15 protein-coding genes are annotated in these 16078 nt (G+C 69.7%); 6 read left to right on the top strand and 9 right to left on the bottom strand.

Annotation, left to right across the window (positions count from 1 at the left end; translation table 11 throughout):
* Positions 1–101 precede the first annotated feature (101 nt).
* The 4 genes from ACN5KJ_RS13690 to ACN5KJ_RS13705 all read right to left on the bottom strand — a co-directional run bounded on the left by ACN5KJ_RS13690 (position 102) and on the right by ACN5KJ_RS13705 (position 6553).
* The gene (locus ACN5KJ_RS13690) at positions 102–3500 is read right to left on the bottom strand and encodes an efflux RND transporter permease subunit (RefSeq protein WP_418594624.1); all 3399 of its coding nucleotides are present in this window, start codon (positions 3498–3500) and stop codon (positions 102–104) included.
* 3 nt (positions 3501–3503) lie between these two features.
* The gene (locus ACN5KJ_RS13695; RefSeq protein ID WP_418594626.1) at positions 3504–4958 is read right to left on the bottom strand and encodes an efflux RND transporter periplasmic adaptor subunit; all 1455 of its coding nucleotides are present in this window, start codon (positions 4956–4958) and stop codon (positions 3504–3506) included.
* 73 nt (positions 4959–5031) lie between these two features.
* Positions 5032–5574, bottom strand: a complete 543-nt coding sequence (gene moaB, locus ACN5KJ_RS13700; protein WP_347166550.1) for a molybdenum cofactor biosynthesis protein B — start codon at positions 5572–5574, stop codon at positions 5032–5034.
* Between the two features lie 178 nt (positions 5575–5752).
* Positions 5753–6553 carry a uracil-DNA glycosylase gene (locus tag ACN5KJ_RS13705; protein WP_418594628.1) on the bottom strand — a complete coding sequence of 267 codons (801 nt, stop codon included), beginning with the start codon at positions 6551–6553 and terminating at the stop codon, positions 5753–5755.
* 251 nt (positions 6554–6804) lie between these two features.
* Between ACN5KJ_RS13705 and ACN5KJ_RS13710 the strand changes: the two genes are divergently transcribed.
* From ACN5KJ_RS13710 to plsY, 4 genes are all read left to right on the top strand, one after another.
* A complete protein-coding gene (locus ACN5KJ_RS13710; RefSeq protein WP_347166548.1) occupies positions 6805–7755 on the top strand; it encodes an aspartate carbamoyltransferase catalytic subunit in 951 nt (316 codons plus the stop codon).
* A gap of 94 nt (positions 7756–7849) precedes the next feature.
* The gene (locus tag ACN5KJ_RS13715; RefSeq protein ID WP_418594630.1) at positions 7850–8392 is read left to right on the top strand and encodes an aspartate carbamoyltransferase catalytic subunit; all 543 of its coding nucleotides are present in this window, start codon (positions 7850–7852) and stop codon (positions 8390–8392) included.
* Between the two features lie 487 nt (positions 8393–8879).
* On the top strand, positions 8880–10199 hold the full coding sequence (gene pyrC, locus ACN5KJ_RS13720) for a dihydroorotase (protein ID WP_418594632.1): 1320 nt from the start codon (positions 8880–8882) through the stop codon (positions 10197–10199).
* A gap of 10 nt (positions 10200–10209) precedes the next feature.
* Complete coding sequence (gene plsY, locus ACN5KJ_RS13725; RefSeq protein WP_347166544.1) at positions 10210–10812, top strand: glycerol-3-phosphate 1-O-acyltransferase PlsY; 603 nt, start codon at positions 10210–10212, stop codon at positions 10810–10812.
* Between the two features lie 364 nt (positions 10813–11176).
* Here plsY and ACN5KJ_RS13730 read toward each other — a convergent pair whose 3' ends face one another.
* Both ACN5KJ_RS13730 and ACN5KJ_RS13735 read right to left on the bottom strand, forming a co-directional pair.
* Positions 11177–11977, bottom strand: coding sequence for an alpha/beta fold hydrolase (locus tag ACN5KJ_RS13730; protein WP_418594633.1), 801 nt, complete (start codon positions 11975–11977; stop codon positions 11177–11179).
* A complete protein-coding gene (locus ACN5KJ_RS13735; RefSeq protein ID WP_418594635.1) occupies positions 11978–12577 on the bottom strand; it encodes a 2-hydroxychromene-2-carboxylate isomerase in 600 nt (199 codons plus the stop codon).
* A gap of 95 nt (positions 12578–12672) precedes the next feature.
* Here ACN5KJ_RS13735 and ACN5KJ_RS13740 point away from each other — a divergent pair, with 95 nt between their 5' ends.
* Together ACN5KJ_RS13740 and ACN5KJ_RS13745 are read left to right on the top strand one after the other, a co-directional pair.
* Positions 12673–13680, top strand: coding sequence for a ribose-phosphate pyrophosphokinase (locus ACN5KJ_RS13740; protein WP_347166541.1), 1008 nt, complete (start codon positions 12673–12675; stop codon positions 13678–13680).
* Positions 13677–14063: a VOC family protein gene (locus ACN5KJ_RS13745; protein ID WP_418594637.1), complete on the top strand. Its 387-nt coding sequence runs from the start codon at positions 13677–13679 to the stop codon at positions 14061–14063. Before ACN5KJ_RS13740 ends, ACN5KJ_RS13745 begins: the two co-directional genes overlap by 4 nt.
* A 122-nt stretch (positions 14064–14185) precedes the next feature.
* Here the strand turns inward: ACN5KJ_RS13745 and ACN5KJ_RS13750 are convergent, their stop codons facing one another.
* From ACN5KJ_RS13750 to ACN5KJ_RS13760, 3 genes are all read right to left on the bottom strand, one after another.
* Complete coding sequence (locus ACN5KJ_RS13750) at positions 14186–14536, bottom strand: H-type lectin domain-containing protein (protein ID WP_347166539.1); 351 nt, start codon at positions 14534–14536, stop codon at positions 14186–14188.
* Between the two features lie 120 nt (positions 14537–14656).
* Entirely contained in the window at positions 14657–15301 is a 645-nt protein-coding gene (locus ACN5KJ_RS13755; protein ID WP_347166538.1) for a MarC family protein, read from the bottom strand.
* Between the two features lie 285 nt (positions 15302–15586).
* Positions 15587–16021: a F0F1 ATP synthase subunit epsilon gene (locus ACN5KJ_RS13760; protein WP_347166537.1), complete on the bottom strand. Its 435-nt coding sequence runs from the start codon at positions 16019–16021 to the stop codon at positions 15587–15589.
* Between the last annotated feature and the right edge of the window lie 57 nt (positions 16022–16078).

Below are 16078 nucleotides of genomic sequence, written 5' to 3' on the forward strand. Positions count from 1 at the left end.
CGTCTCTGACCCTTGTTGCAGGCCGCCCGCGCGGGCCCCGCGTATCCGCTCCGCCCCTTTGTGCCGACAACCGCGCCCCTGTCCGTGGGGACAATCCAGCCTCAGGCCGCCTTCTGCCGCCGCGGGCGCCCCAGGGCCAGGGCCAGCGCCCCTGCCCCGTAGAGCACCGCCACCAGCGCCGCGACGCCGCCCGCAAAAAGCAAGAGCGCCGCGTTCAGCGCCCCGGCCCCCGCCAGCGCACCGCCCTGCAACATCTGCGGCAGCGCGCCGGTCACCGCCACATGGCCCAGGGTGGCCGCCAGCCAGCCCAGCACCGCCAGCGCCGCAAGCCCCATCAGCGCCCGCACGCGACCGACGCGAAAGCGCAGGCCCCGCCGGGCCGAAGCGCCGAAGCGCGCAAGGTCGTGCTGCACCGCGACCAGCGCGGGCACCACCAGCAGCACCAGCAGCATGCCGAAGCCCAGCCCGTAAACCAGCGTGATCACCGTGGGCTTCAGGAACTGCGCATCGGCAGAGCCTTCGTAGAGCAGCGGCGCCAGCCCCAGCACCGTGGTGGCGGTGGTCAGGAAGACCGGCCTCAGCCGGTCCGCCGCCCCGTCGATGATCGAGGGGATCAGCCCCCTTTCGCGGGCGTATTCGTCGATCTGCGTCACCAGCACGATGGAATCGTTGATGATGATCCCCGTCATGCCCAGCAGGCCTACCACCGTGAACATGCTCATCGGCACGTCCCAGAGGTTATGGCCGTAGATGGTGCCCACCAGCCCGAAGGGGATGATCGCCATGATCACGAAGGGCCGCGTCCAGCTGGCAAAGACCCAGGCCAGCACGAGGTAGATGCCCAGCAGCACCAGCGTCAGCCCCATGCGCGCGTCGTTCAGGAAGCGGTCTTCCTGCTCGGACAGGCCCGACAGAAGGTAATCCACCTGACGGCGCGCGGCGATGGCGGGCAGGATTTCCTCCTGCAGGGCGGTCATGACCTCGGTCGCGCGGGCCGGATCGTCCTCGGAGATGTCGCCGGTGACAGAGATCAGCCGCACGCCGTTCTCGCGCCGCACGGTGGAAAAACCGGTGCGCTGCTGGACGCTGACGATATCGGCCAGCGGCACATAGGCCCCGTCCGGCGTGCGCATCAGCGTGGTTTCGAGGAAATCCGCCTTCAGCTCGTCCTCGGGCAGTTCGACGCGGATCTCGGCGCTGCGCGGTCCGTCGGGATAGGTCGCCGCCTCGATGCCGTTCAGCCGGTTGCGCAGCACGCGGCCCAGGCCGTCGGTGTCGAAGCCAAGCGCCTGCCCCTGCGGCGTCAGTTCGAGGATCATCTCGTCCTTGTCGTAGGACAGGTTGTCCTCGACCGCCGAAACCTCGGGGAAGCGGGCCATGGCCTCTTTCAGGTCTTCCGAGGCGCGTTTCAGCACCTCTGCCGAGGCGCCGAAGAACTGCACGTCCAGCGCGTCGCCGCCCGGCCCGCCGCGCCAGACCCGGAAGGAAATCGTCTCGACCATGGGGTGCCGTTCCACCCTCTCCTGCAACTCCCCGACGAAGGCAAAAGAGGAATAGGGGCGCAGGTCCGCCTCGATCAGCTCTATCGAGATGCCGCCCAGCTGCCAGCTTTCCTTGGTGTCGGTCCCGGCCAGCCCGCGACCGGAGTTGCCCCCGATTTCCGCCATGACGTAGGTCAGCGGGCTGAGGCCGTAGCGGTCCTGATACTCGGCGGCCAGCTCGTCCGTCGCCTGCTGCAACAGCCGCATCTGGGCAATGGTATCCGCGCGCGTGGCCCCGGGGGCCATGGCGAAGTTGCCCGAGACCGAGGGCTGTTCCGGCGAGTTGAAGAAGCGCCATGGTACATCGCCCCGGATCAGCAGCGCCGCATTCGCCGCCAGCAGCACCACCGCCCCGGCCAGCACGACGTAACGTCCGGCGATCACCAGCCGCATGAAGGGGCGGAAGAGCGTCTCGCGCACCCGGACGAAACCCCGGTTCACCAGCCGCGAGGGCAGATCGTACCAATGTTCATGCGCCGAATGCCTGACCGCGTGCGCCATGTGGTTGGGCAGGATCAGGAAGCATTCGACGAGGCTGGCCAGCAGGACCACGATCACCGTGAAGGGGATATCGGCGATCATCTCGCCGAAGCGGCCAGAGATGGCGGTCAGCCCGAAGAAGGCGATCACCGTGGTCAGCGTGGCCGAGAAGACCGGCAGCGCCATGCGCCGGGCCGCCGTTTCCGCCGCGTCGTAGCTGTCCAGCCCCCTGCGGGCGAGGTGGTCGGTGTGCTCGCCCACCACGATGGCGTCGTCCACAACGATGCCCAGCGTGATGATCAGCGCAAAAAGCGAGATCATGTTGATCGTCAGCCCAAAGGCATACATCAGCGCGATCGCCGCCAGCATCGCGGTTGGGATGCCTGCCGCCACCCAGAAGGCGGTCCGCGTGTTCAGGAAGAGAAACAGCAGCACCACCACCAGCAGCAGGCCAGAGGCCGCGTTGTCCAGCAGCGTGTTCAGGCGCCCGGTGATCGCCTCGGCCCGCGTGCGGATCAGGTCGATGGTCACCCCCTCGGGCAGCGAGGCCTGATAGCGGCGCGCGACCTCCTCGACGGTGCGCTGGATGCCGATGGCATCGCCGCGCGCCGAGCGGTCGACCCGGATCGAGATGGCCGGATTGTCGCCGACGAAATAGCTGCGGTCGCGGTCGACGCCCTCGACCCGGATATGCGCCACCTCGCCCACGGTCAGCTTGGAGCCGTCCGGGTTCGAGCGCAGCACGATCCCCGCGATGTCGTCGGCAGAGCGTTTCTCGACCCCCGTGCGCACCCGCGCCCCGCCGCCGCCCACGTCGCCCGCCGGATCGGCGTCGACCTCGGCGGCGATGGCGTCGGAAATCTCGGCCAGCGTGACGTCGAAACCCACGAGGTTCTGCGAGGGCACCTCGACCACCGTGCGCGGCGCCGCAAGGCCCCGGATCGTCGTCTGCGTCACGCCTTCGGCAAACAGTTGCACGATCAGCTCGTCCGAGAAGCGGGCCAGCTGGTCCACCCCCACCGGCCCGGTGATCACCAGATCGGTGACCCGGTCGCTCCAGCCGCCGCGGCTGACGCGCGGATCGTCTGCCTCTTCGGGCAAGGTGGTCAGCGCGTCCACCGCCTGCTGGACGTCGTCCACGGCGCGGGCGATGTCCCAGCCGGGCTCGAACTCCAGCGCCACGCGGGCCGATCCCTCGCGCGAGGTGGCCTCTGACGCCTCGACGCCCTCGACCGCCAGAAGCGCCGGTTCCAGCACCTGCACGATGGCGCTGTCGACATCCTCGGCCCCGGCGCCGTCCCAGCTGACAGAGACCTGCACCTCGTCCACCACCACGTCGGGAAAGAACTGCGCCCGCATGTTGGGGATCGCCATGGCGCCAGAGGTCAGAAGGATCACCAGCAGCAGGTTGGCTAGTGTCGGGTGACGGGTGAAATAGCCGAAGACACCGCCGGCGGCCCGGTTCAGGGGGCGCACCACGGCCTAGCCCCCCATCCGCTGCTCGATGCGCGCCACCGTCTCGGCGGGCACTTCGGGCTGCGCCAGTTGCGCCAGCAGACGGCTGCGCGCCTCTTCGGGCATGCGGCTATTGGCCTCGACGAAGGCCACCAGCCGGGCGCGCCGCTCGTCCGACAGCGCCACCATGGCGGGGGCCTCTGCCACGGCGGCGGCTTCGCCCACCGGCTCTACCCTGATGCCCGCGCCCAGCAGCGGCGTGCGCTCGGCCACCACCTGCCGCCCGTCCAGCGCGGCGGACCGCACCAGCACCGCGTCGCCCTGCCTGCGCACAAGGTTGACGGTCATCGCCTCCAGCCGCGCGCCCTCGCCCAGCACCAGCACCTGACTGGCGGCATTGAGCGCCGTGGCAGGCAGGCGGATCACGTCGCGCACCTCGGGCTCTTCGATGGCGACGGTGACGAAATCGCCGGGCTTGAAACCGCGCGGCGCGTCCAGCGTCGCGAACAGCAGCCGCCCGGTCTGCCCCTCGCCCACCGCCGCCCCATCGCGCGAGACATGGCCCGTCGCCGCCAGATTGGTGCCGAAGACGTCCAGCGTCGCGGTCACCGGCATTTCCTGCACCCGGCCCGCATCGCTCAGAAGCCGCGCATGTTGCTGGGTGGACACGCGAAAGGCCACCTCCAGCGCCTGCGGGTCGACCAGCTGCGCCAGCTGCTCGTTGGCCGAAACCAGCCGCCCCGCCACCACCGTCACATCCGACAGCGTTCCGGCGAAGGCCGCGCGCACCTCGGTGTCGTCCAGCGCGCGCTGCGCCTCGGCGACGGCGATCTCGCCGCGCCGCAGGGCCGTCGCGGCCTGATCGATCCGCGCCTCGGCGGTGGCCACCGCCTGCCGCCTTGTCAGCACCGACTGCCGCGCCGAGGACAGCGCCAGTTCCGCATCCTCCACCGTGGCCGCCGTGCCGACGCGCCGGTCCAGCAGGCCCTGCGCCCGCTCCAGCGCCTGCGCCCGCAGGGCCACCTGCTCTTCGGCGGCGGTCAGCTCGTCGCGGGCCAGCACGATGGCGCGCTCGGCCTCGCGCTGCTCGGCGCGGGCGTCCAGCAGGTCGCTTTCGGCCCGGTCCAGCGCCAGCTGCGCGCCGGCCGGATCGATGCGCGCCAGCAGCTGCCCCGCCACGACCTGCCCGCCCTCGACGAAATCCGGCGCTAGATCCACAAGCGCGCCAGAGGCCGCCGCCCGCAGTTCCAGCGTGCGGCGGCTTTGCACCTCGCCGAAGGCCTGCAGGATCGGGCGCAGCGCCTCGGGCCGCGCCTCGACGACATTGACGGTAAAAACCCGCTCGCGGGCGTTGGGCATCCGCGGCTCCTGGGTCATGGCGTGCTGCACCGCGTCGCGCACCAGGACGCCCGCATAGACCAGAAGGCCCAGCGTCAGGGATAGCAGGAACAGCCCGGTCAGGCTCTTTCGCAGAAATCGCATCGGCATCCTCCGCCCGGCCCCCGCCGGGAACCGGACCTCTTCCATAACCTACGCGATGATACGCGCCTGCGGATCATTTCCGTCGCTTGTGTTCCTCAAGCCGCGGCATGATCTCGACGAAGTTGCAGGGCCGGTGGCGATAGTCCAGCTGCAGCGACAGGATCTCGTCCCAGGCGTCCCTGCAGGCCCCGGTAGAGCCGGGCAGCGCAAAGAGATAGGTGCCCCCGGCGACGCCGCCCGTGGCCCGGCTCTGCACCGCGCTGGTGCCGATTTTCTGCATGGAAACATGGGTGAAGACAGTGCCGAAGGCGTCGATCTCCTTCTCGTAGACGTCGCGGTGCGCCTCGACGGTGACATCCCGCCCGGTCAGCCCGGTGCCGCCGGTCGAGATCACCACGTCGATCGCCGGATCGGCGATCCAGCGGCGCAGCACGGCGGCGATCCCGTCGCGCTCGTCCTTCACGATCTCGCGAGCGGCCAGACGATGCCCCGCCGCCTCCAGCCGGTCCACCAGCGTCTGGCCGGACCGGTCCTCCGCCATGGAGCGCGTATCCGACACCGTCAGGACGGCGATCCGGACCGGGATGAACTCTCTCGTTTCGTCGATGCGGGACATGGGGCCTCTCTCACGGGTGTCACTCGGCAAAGCCTAGCGCCCCGCCCCGCCCCCGGGAAGGGCACAGAGAGCCGCAGAGGCCGCCGCCCTGCCCCCTGTGCCAGCAGGCCTGCGCAGGGGAGGGAACACCGCCACGGCCCGGGGCTCCGCCCGGTCCCACCGCGCGCTGCCCAGGGCGTCAGCCCGGCGCGGGCAGGTCGCGCAGCCGCGCCTTCAGCGACAGAAGGTCCGCCCAGCTCTCGCGCTTGGCCAGCGGCTGGCGCAACAGGTAGGCGGGATGAAGCATCGGCAGGGCGGGCCGCCCCTCGGCCTCTGTCCACTGGCCGCGCAGCCGCGTGATGCCGCGCCGCCCCAGCAGCGCCTGGCAGGAAATATTGCCCACGATCACCAGCAGCGCCGGATCGACCAGCGCGATATGCCGCCTGAGGAAGGGCAGCATCATCGCGATCTCCTCGGGGCGCGGGTCGCGATTCTGCGGCGGCCGCCACGGCAAGACATTGGTGATATAGACGCTTTCGGCCCGCGACAGCTGCACCGCCGCCAGCATCCGGTCCAGCAACTGCCCGGCACGCCCGACAAAGGGCCGCCCCTCGATATCCTCGTCGCGGCCCGGGGCCTCGCCCACCACCATGACCCGCGCCGTGGCCACGCCATCGGCAAAGACCAGCCGCCGCGCGCCGCGCTTCAGCTGGCAATGGTCGAAACCCTCCATCGCCGCCCGCAGTGCCGGCAGATCGACCGCCGCGCGCGCCAGCGCCTCGGCTTCGGCGACCGGATCCACCGCGGCCTGCCGCACCGGCACCGCGGCCCGCGCCGGGGCCGCCTCGCGCTGCGCCGCAGCCTCGCGCGCCGCCGCCTCGACGGCAAAGCGGTCGACGGGCGCCTCTGCCAGCGCCTCGTCCACCCCCATCTCGAGCTGCCATTCCAGCAAAGCCCGTGCCACGTGCCAGTCCAGCGCCATGCCGTCCTCCGATTCCATGGCCCTTACCCTACGCCCCGCGCCGCCGATGCAAAACCACCCTCGCGCAAATCCCCCGAACCCGCCGCCACATCACGCCCCACGCCGCCCTTCTCTTGCCCCCCGTGCTTCTTCTTGGTCCAAATACCTCTGTGCTCCGCAGCCACAGGCGCCCCGCCACCAACCCGCGCGCTCCGCCCGCCGCGCGCACCGCCCTTGCCCCCGGAAGCCCCGCTTCCTATGAAAGCCACAACCGACCCAAGGGGACGCCCATGCGCTTCGACCAACGCCACCTGCTGGGGATCGAACCCCTGCGCCCGGACGAGATCACCACCGTCCTCGACCTTGCCGACCGCTATGCCGCCCATGGCCGCCGCCGCGAGAAACACGGCGCCGCGCTGGCCGGTCTGACCCAGATCAACATGTTCTTCGAGAACTCGACCCGCACGCAGGCCAGTTTCGAACTCGCCGGCAAGCGGCTGGGCGCGGACGTGATGAACATGTCGATGCAGGCCAGCAGCATCAAGAAGGGCGAGACGCTGATCGACACCGCCATGACGCTGAACGCCATGCACCCCGACCTGCTGGTGGTCCGTCATCCGCATTCGGGCGCAGTCGATCTACTGGCGCAAAAGGTCAACTGCGCGGTGCTGAACGCCGGTGACGGGCGGCACGAACACCCCACGCAGGCGCTGCTGGACGCGCTGACCATCCGCCGTGCCAAGGGTCGCCTGCACCGCCTGAACATCGCGATTTGCGGCGACATCGCGCATTCCCGCGTGGCCCGCTCGAACATCCTGCTGCTGGGCAAGATGGAGAACCGCATCCGCCTCGTCGGCCCCGCCACGCTGATGCCCGCGGGCATCGCCGACTTCGGCGTCGAGGTCTACGACGACATGCGCAAGGGGCTGGAGGGCGTCGATGTGGTCATGATGCTGCGCCTGCAAAAGGAACGTATGGACGGCGGCTTCATCCCCTCGGAGCGCGAGTATTTCTACCGCTACGGGCTGGACGCCGAGAAACTGGCCTGCGCCGCCCCCGACGCCATCGTCATGCACCCCGGGCCGATGAACCGCGGGGTCGAGATCGACGGCACCATCGCCGACGACATCAACCGCTCGGTCATTCAGGACCAGGTGGAAATGGGTGTTGCCGTGCGCATGGCCGCCATGGACCTTCTTGCCCGCAACCTGCGCGCACATCCCAAAGAGGTCATGGCCTGAGGACGTTTCCGCGCGTCAAGACATGCGCGGGAACCTTTCCCGGCTCTGCCACGATAGTCTACCAAGACCCCTTTCCAATGCCCTGAGGGACCGCATGACACAGGTCGAGATCAACGGCTCGGACACAGAGACCCTGCACCTGTTTCACCTCGACCTGCCGCCCGAGGCGGTCGAGCGGTTCACCACCATGGCCGGCACCGGCGAATGGCCGCTGAAATACGCGCTGGGGGCCACGGCGCTGCGGCCTGCCTTCGTCGAGACCCTGCGCATCGGCGATCTGGGGCCGATGCCGCTGTCGCGCTACCTGGCAGAGGCGCACAATCTGCCCGAAAAGACGCTGGCGGCGGATCGTGCGACGCTCGACGCGCTGACCGGGCACGTGGTGATCCTGCCGCCGCAGGCCTTCGACAATACCTCGCAACGCCTGTCGCCCGCCGCACCGCTGTCCCATGTCGGCGCCTATGGCGCGCATCCCGCGCCGGGGCGCGGCGCCCCGCTGCGCAGCGATGCCGCCCGGGGGCAGCTTGCGCAGGGCACCCCCGACACCTCGGGCCGGGGCGGCTCGACCCTGCTGAAACTGCTGCTGGCGGGCCTTGGGGTCCTGATCCTGCTGGTCGTCCTGCTGGCGCTGCGATGACACCGCGCCCCGGCCGGAGCCGCATCCTCGATCCCGGCGCGACGGTCTGGCAGCGCCGCCCGGGCCACGCCCCCGCCTTCCGCCCATAGCGCCCGCGACAGGGCGTCATCCGGGGGATCCTGACGGTTTTCCCGGCCCTCCGGCACGAAACGGGCCTATGGACCACCGGCGCCGCCCCCGGAACGACGCGGGCGACACAGGGGCGAGCCGCCCGGCTCAAACCCCGCGAAGCCGCCGCGACGGGGCGGCGACAGGGACGGCGCAGGGGCAAGCCCACCGCAGGCCCCCTCTGTCCGCGTTGAAGCGGCCTCGCGGCACTCTGGCGGCGACCTGCGCAGGATCCCGCCCCGGCCCACGCGGGCCACCCCGCGAGGCCTTTCCGGCGCGGTGTCCCGCGCGGGTCGTGCGCTGCGGCTTTTCCCGGTCGCCGTTATGCCCTAGAGGAAGGGGGAACCGCGCCGAACCGCAGCCGATTTCCGGACCTCACATGACCCAGACAGCCTTCCTGAATGCCCGCCTGATCGACCCCGAAGCAGATCGCGTGGTCGAGGGGGCGGCGGTGCTTGTCGCCGATGGCGTGATCCGGGAGATCTTTGCAGAGGCCGCAGCGCTTGAACGCCAGCTCGCCGCCGAGGGCGCGGGCGGACCGCGCGCGGAGCTGATCCGCGTGGACTGTGGCGGCAAGTGCCTTGCCCCGGGGATCGTGGATATCGGCGTCAAGGTCGGAGAGCCCGGAGAGCGCCACAAGGAAAGCTATGGCACCGCCGGGGCCGCTGCGGCGGCGGGCGGGGTCACGACCATCGTGACGCGGCCCGACACCCAGCCCTGCATCGACACCCCCGAGTCGCTGGACTACATCCGCCGCCGCGCGGTGGACGAGGCGCCGGTGCATGTGCTGCCCATGGCCGCCCTGACCAAGGGCCGCGACGGGCGCGAGATGACCGAGCTGGGCTTCCTGATGGACGCGGGCGCCGTGGCCTTCACCGATTGCGACCGGGTGGTGCGCGATACCAAGGTTCTGTCCCGCGCGCTGACCTACGCGCGCTCGCTGGGCGCGCTGGTGATCGGCCACCCGCAGGAGCCGGGGCTGTCTGCGGGGGCGGCGGCGACCTCGGGCAAGTTCGCCTCGCTGCGCGGGCTGCCCGCGGTCTCGCCCATGGCCGAGCGCATGGGGCTGGACCGCGATATCGCGCTGGTCGAGATGACGGGCGTGCGTTACCACGCCGACCAGATCACCACCGTGCGCGCCCTTCCGGCGCTGGAGCGGGCCAAGGCCAACGGCTTCGACGTGACGGCGGGCACCTCGATGCACCACCTGACGCTGAACGAGATGGATCTCGCCGACTACCGGACCTTCTTCAAGGTCACGCCGCCGCTGCGCTCGGAGGACGACCGCAAGGCGGTGGTCGAAGCCCTGCGCACCGGGCTGATCGACATCGTCGGCAGCTTTCACACCCCCCAGGACGAGGAATCCAAGCGCCTGCCCTTCGAAGAGGCGGCCTCTGGCGCGGTGGGGCTGGAGACCATGCTGCCGGTGCTTCTGCGCCTGTATCACGCCGACGAGCTGAGCCTGCCCTGCCTGTTCCGGGCGCTGGCGCTGAACCCGGCGAAGCGGCTGGGGCTGGGCGCCGGGCGGATGGCCGCGGGCGCGCCCGCCGACCTGGTGCTTTTCGACCCGGACAAGCCGGTGGTGCTGGACCGCTTCGCGCTGCGCTCGAAGTCGAGGAACACGCCGTTCGACAATGCCCGCCTGCAGGGCAAGGTGCTGGGGACATGGGTTTCCGGCACCCGCGTCTTCGAAGCCTGAGGAGGGCAGGATGTTCGACACTCCGCTGCTGATCGCCGGAACCTGGGTGGTGCTGGGCTACCTCATGGGGTCGGTGCCCTTCGGCATCCTGATCACCCGGACCATGGGGCTGGGCGACCTGCGCAGCATCGGGTCGGGCAATATCGGCGCAACCAATGTGCTGCGCACCGGAAACAAGGCGGCGGCGGCGGCAACGCTGCTGCTGGACGGGGTCAAGGGCGCGCTGGCGGTGCTGCTGGCAGGCTGGGTGACCGGCGACAGCGGCGCCATGCAGATCGCGGGACTGGCGGCCTTCATCGGCCATTGCTACCCGGTCTGGCTGCGCTTCCGGGGCGGCAAGGGCGTGGCGACCTTCCTTGGCGTCGTGCTGGCGCTGAGCTGGCCCGTCGGACTGGCCTGCTGCGCGATGTGGCTGCTGGCGGCGCTGGTGACGCGGATTTCCTCGGTGGGAGCGCTGGTGGGCGCGGCCTCTTCGACGGTCTGGATGTTTGCCTTCGCGCGCTGGGACCTGCTGCTGACCGGCACCCTCCTGACGGTGCTGGTCTTCTGGCGGCACCGGGAGAACCTGAAGCGGCTGAAGGCCGGGACGGAACCCCGGATCGGACAGAAGTAACGGCTTCGCTTGACGGGGCTGGCCGGATGGGCCTGCCCTGTGACGGCCCCTGCGGGGCCATGGCGCGGGGTTTCGCGCGCTGACGCGCGCGACCGGCGCGTCCTTCGGGCGCGGTGACGGGTGTTTCTCCGCCCGGGTGCCCTGCGTGGCGCGGGCGCAGGGGGGCTCTGCCCCCCGGCCTGCGGCCACCCCCCGAGGGTATTTGCCAGACCGAAGAAGGGCGGACGGGGCCTGCCGTACGGGCCGGGGTCTCAGGGGCGGGGCTGTCCTGGCCAAGGGGTTCCGGATTGAACCAGAGGCAGGGATAGCCTTCATCTCGGCGGCGTTCCCGGCGCAGGCCGGTCCCGGGCCGGTCAGGGACCGGTCAGGAAAACCCCGCTATGCCGGAGATCGCGGCGGCCACGTCTTTCGGGTGGGTCAGGGGCACCATATGGCCGGCGCCGGGGATCGTGATATCGCGGGCCCTTGGCAGGCGGGAGGCGAGGCCCGCGTGGATCGCGGCGATGACGGGAACGGTCCCGGCGCCGCGGATCAGGGCGACCGGGCAGTTGAGGGCTTCGAGCCGCCCGGGCGCGAGCATGGCCTGGCTGTCCTGCCAGAGGCTGGGCTCTGTCGCGGCGACAAAGGGCATGCGCGCGGCCATGTCCTGCCGCGCCTTCTCGGGGAAGCTGTACCAGGGCATCCCGCCGCCCCAGAGGTGGTTGAAGCAGCGGGCCGCTTCGATCATGTCACCGCTTGCGAAGGTATCGAGGAAGGCCTGTTCCTGCGCCCGGTGACTGTCGTGCAGCGGGTGGCCCCGGGCCGCGGCGAAGAAGACAGGCTCTATCAGGGTGAGCGAGGCGGGCGGTTCCGGCGCCTCGAGCGCGAGGCGCAGGGCAACGGTGGCGCCGAAGCTGTGCCCGACGAGATGCATGCCAGGCGCCAGAAAAGGCCGCAGGGCCTGCGTGGCGACATCATGCACATCGCGGCCTTCCGGGAAGGCGCCGCTGCGGCCATGGCCCGGCAGGTCCGGGGCGATGAGGGTCGCCAGCGGCGCCAGCTCTGCCGCCACGGCTTTCCACATGCCGGACTGCCCGAGTCCGCAATGCAGGGCCAGAACCCGCGCCGCACCGCCGTCGAAGCTGCGGTGGAAGATCGGCGGCAGGGCCGCCTCGTCACGCGGCATTCAGAGATCCCCGGAGAGATGCGCGTCGAGATCCGCCAGCCGGTCCTGCCCCCAGAACCGCTGGTCCCTGTCAGTGATGTAGAAGGGCGCGCCGAAGACGCCGCGCTCGACCGCCTCTTCGAGGTTGCGGGCGTAGGTCTCGGCGCCCAGCAGAAGGCCGCTGTCGGCCAGCGACGGATCGAAGCCGGCACTGGCGAGGCAGGCGCGGATCACCGCATCGTCGGCGGCGTCCTTTTCCTCTGCCCAGCAGGCGCGCAGGATGCCATGCACCAGAGCGCCCATGTCGCCGCCGCCCGCCTGTTGCGCCGCGATCACCGCGTAGGACGAGGGCGCGGCGTTGAAGGGCCAGAAGGCGGGCTTCAGATTGAACGGCATCCCAGTCTTCTTCGCCAGCCGGGTCAGTTCCTGCGCACGATAGTCCATCCGCGAGGGGTGGCGCTGCGCCGGGGGCGTGCCGCCGGTCCGCGAGAAGAGCCCGAGGATATCCAGCGGCTTGTAGGTGACCGTGGCGCCGTGGCGGGCGGCGATCTCTTCCAGACCGGTGCCCGCAAAATAGGTGAACGGCGACAGGGTCGCGAAATAATAGTCGATATGGGCCATCTGTCGCGCGTCCTGCTGTGTTGCTGGTCTGCACGTTAAGGCCATGCTAACGGGGCTGCAACGTCACGAATCCGTCACTCACCGGAGCCCCTCCTATGCCCACCGTCATCGAACCGAAGCTGATTTCCGGCAATGCCAACAAGCCGCTTGCCCAGGCCATCGCGCGGCGGATGTCGCTGTATCGTGGCATGTCCGTGGGTCTGGTGGACGCCCGGGTCGAGCGGTTCAACGACAGCGAGATCTTCGTCGAGGTCTACGAGAACGTGCGCGGCGAGGACATGTTCATCATCCAGCCGACCTCGAACCCCGCCAACGACAACCTGATGGAACTGCTGATCATGGCCGACGCGCTGCGCCGGTCCTCGGCGGCGCGGATCACCGCGGTGATCCCCTACTTCGGCTATGCCCGGCAGGACCGCCGCACCAAGGCGCGCACCCCGATTTCCGCAAAGCTGGTGGCCAACATGATGGTCACCGCCGGGATCGAGCGGGTACTGACGCTGGACCTGCATGCGGCGCAGATCCAGGGCTTCTTCGATATCCCGGTCGACAACCTATACGCCTCGCCGATCTTCGCGCTGGACGTGCAGAAGCAGTTCGACGACCTGTCGGACGTGCTGGTGATCTCGCCCGACGTGGGCGGCGTGGCCCGCGCCCGTGAACTGGCCAAGCGGATCAACGCGCCGCTGGCCATCGTCGACAAGCGCCGCGAGAAGCCGGGCGAAGTGGCCGAGATGACGGTGATCGGCGATGTGACCGGCAAGCGCTGCATCATCGTCGACGACATGTGCGACACGGCGGGCACGCTCTGCAAGGCGGCAGAGGTCATCATGGACCACGGCGCGACCGAGGTGCATGCCTATATCTCGCACGGGGTCATGTCGGGCCCTGCGGTCGAGCGGATCACGAAATCGGTGCTCAAGACGTTGGTGCTGACCGATTCGATCCAGCCCACCGGGCCAGTCTCGGACGCGCCGAACATCCGCGTGCTGCCGACCGCGCCGATGTTCGCGCAGTCGATCCTGAACATCTGGAACGGCACCTCCGTGTCTTCCCTCTTCGAGACGGAAACGCTGGGCCCGATCTACGAAGGCATCCTGTGACACCCAGGCTGCGCGTCGCCCGCCCGTCGGCGGATCTGGACGCGCTGCTGCCCTTCTACGTCGAAGGGCTGGGGCTGGAGGTGCTGACGCGCTTCACAGGGCACGACGGCTTTGACGGACTGATGCTGGGGCATGCAAAGGCGCCCTGGCACCTGGAGTTCACCCGCTCGGAGCACCCTGCCCCACGCGCGCCAAGCCGCGACAACCTGCTGGTGCTGTACCTGCCCGATGGGGCCGAATGGCAGGCCGCCGTGGCGCGGATGCGGGCGGCGGGCTTTGCGCCGGTCGCCGCGCTCAACCCATATTGGGACCGGCAGGGCGCGACCTTCGAAGACCCCGAAGGCTGGCGCGTGGTCTTGCAGAACGATGGCTGGGACCTGTGACCGCGACGCGCGGGCGGCGGCTTAAGGGGCTTCGGGTCCACCGGGCGGCGCGCAGACCCGGCCCCCCGAGCATTCCCGGGCCATTTCCAGTCGAAGAAACGGCACGCCAGACCTGAGATGCTCTAGTAGAGCGTCCAATCGTCCTCTGACGCGACCTCCCCGATGGCCAGCCAGTTCATGCGCACCCGGGCGACGCGGGTGTCGGACCAGGTGCGGAAGGCAAGGTCGAAGCCGGTTGTGGTGACGTTCTCGGCGGCGATATCGGCGCGCACGTTGGCGCCCTGATCCATGTCCCACAGCGACAGCGCGACCTGCACGGCGGGCGGTGTGCGGAAGGGCTCTGCAAAGCGGATCGCCTTGCGCCGTTCCCGGGCGCCCGAGCCGGTCCACATCTCGCCGCCAGAGGCAAAATCCGAGAAGAGTTCCTCGTTGCCCTGTGCGACCCCGATCAGCGCACCCGTGAATTTCCGCATCTGCCCCTCTTGGCCGTTTTCCTGCCTATAGCCCATGCAACCCGCGCGTGCAGCCCTTAAAGCAGCGGGCCCAGGCCATGGCACCGGAAGCCATATCGTGCTTCGGCTCAGGCCCGGTGGCTACAGCGGCCCGCTGCTGCCGTCGACCGACAGCACGCCCACCGCGTTCAGGCCGCCGAGAATGGCGTCGACCGCGACGGTGGCCAGGATGATGCCCATGACCCGGCTGACAACGCCCGCGCCGGTATTGCCCAGCACGCGCTTCAGCGGCGCGGCGGCCAGCAGCAGCAGCAGCGTCAGGACCAGCACCAGCGTCAGCAGGCCCGCCGTGACCAGTTGCTCGGATACGGAATGGCGGTGGTTGTCGGTCAGCACCACGATGGCCAGCATGGCACCGGGCGAGGCGATCGAGGGCATCGCCAGCGGGAAGACCGCGCCCGAAAGGTGATCGCGTTCCGCCTCTGCCATCTCGCGCTCGGGCTTACTATCGCCGAAGATCATGGTCAGCGCGAAGAGGAACAGGATCACCCCGCCCGCGATCTGGAACGACCCGAAGCGCAGGCCAAGCCCTTCCAGCAGGATCTGCCCCCCGACCAGGAAGGCCATGAGCACGATCCACGCGACGATCACCGCGCGCAGGGCGAACTTCCAGTGCAGCGCCGCCGGGACCGAGGCGGTGGCGAAATAGAACACCGGCAAAGAGCCGATCGGGTCGATGACCACGAACAACGTCACGAGTTCACGCAGAAGGGCAGTGAGGTCCAAGGGCGCAATCCTTGCGTCAGAAGGCCGATTCAGGGGGGTGCGTCCGTGGTAACGCGGGACGCCTATGGATGAAATGGGTTATGCCGGCAAAGTTGGCAAGAGCGGCGAAGGGCCGCTGCCGCGCGGGGCGTTTTGCCCCGCAGGGAAACCGCGCGCCTGCCGGCCGCCCCGGTGGGCGTTCCCCGGCGCGTTCCAGCGGGGACCAAGCCGGACACGCCCGCCCGGAACGCGAAAGCCCCGCCGAAGGGGCGGGGCTTTCAGAAAGTCTTTTGGTCCGGCGGGCCGTCAGATCGACGGCTGTTTCGGATCCAGACCGATGTGCGTGCCGACGGCAACCATGTCCATCAGCAGCTTCACCGCTTCGTCGACGGGGCCCGGCTCGTTCGGGAAGGCCTCTTTGGTCTTCTCGTAGGCGGCGTGGGCCTCGTCCACCATGGACTCGTAGGTGGCCTGATCCACGTCGCCACGCGGCAGGGCGCGTTCGGCGAGAACCGAAAGCGAGTCGCCGATTTCGGCGAAACCGCCGGTCACGACGAACTCTTCGGTGCCGTTTTCGGTCTCCACGGTCAGGATGCCCGGACGCAGCGTGGTGATCGTCGGCGCGTGGTTCGGCATGGCGGTCATGTCGCCAGCCGCTCCGGGGATCTGCACCGATTTGACCTGCGCCGAGAGCAGCTTGCGCTCGGGCGAGACGAGGTCGAATTGCATCGTATCTGCCATGTGAACTCCTTGGTCGTGCGCGGCGGGTCAGGCCCGCCCCGCACGGGATGGCAGGCG

The sequence above is a fragment of the Ponticoccus sp. (in: a-proteobacteria) genome (assembly GCF_048381735.1).

Excerpts from the sequence above, each read along its gene's own strand:
- plsY (WP_347166544.1), top strand. The coding sequence starts at position 10,210 with ATGTTCGACACTCCGCTGCTGATCGCCGGAACCTGGGTGGTGCTGGGC.
- ACN5KJ_RS13730 (WP_418594633.1), bottom strand. The coding sequence starts at position 11,977 with ATGCCGCGTGACGAGGCGGCCCTGCCGCCGATCTTCCACCGCAGCTTC.
- pyrC (WP_418594632.1), top strand. The coding sequence starts at position 8,880 with ATGACCCAGACAGCCTTCCTGAATGCCCGCCTGATCGACCCCGAAGCA.
- ACN5KJ_RS13750 (WP_347166539.1), bottom strand. The coding sequence starts at position 14,536 with ATGCGGAAATTCACGGGTGCGCTGATCGGGGTCGCACAGGGCAACGAG.
- ACN5KJ_RS13695 (WP_418594626.1), bottom strand. The coding sequence starts at position 4,958 with ATGCGATTTCTGCGAAAGAGCCTGACCGGGCTGTTCCTGCTATCCCTG.
- ACN5KJ_RS13760 (WP_347166537.1), bottom strand. The coding sequence starts at position 16,021 with ATGGCAGATACGATGCAATTCGACCTCGTCTCGCCCGAGCGCAAGCTG.
- ACN5KJ_RS13740 (WP_347166541.1), top strand. The coding sequence starts at position 12,673 with ATGCCCACCGTCATCGAACCGAAGCTGATTTCCGGCAATGCCAACAAG.
- ACN5KJ_RS13705 (WP_418594628.1), bottom strand. The coding sequence starts at position 6,553 with ATGGAATCGGAGGACGGCATGGCGCTGGACTGGCACGTGGCACGGGCT.
- ACN5KJ_RS13735 (WP_418594635.1), bottom strand. The coding sequence starts at position 12,577 with ATGGCCCATATCGACTATTATTTCGCGACCCTGTCGCCGTTCACCTAT.
- moaB (WP_347166550.1), bottom strand. The coding sequence starts at position 5,574 with ATGTCCCGCATCGACGAAACGAGAGAGTTCATCCCGGTCCGGATCGCC.
- ACN5KJ_RS13710 (WP_347166548.1), top strand. The coding sequence starts at position 6,805 with ATGCGCTTCGACCAACGCCACCTGCTGGGGATCGAACCCCTGCGCCCG.
- ACN5KJ_RS13715 (WP_418594630.1), top strand. The coding sequence starts at position 7,850 with ATGACACAGGTCGAGATCAACGGCTCGGACACAGAGACCCTGCACCTG.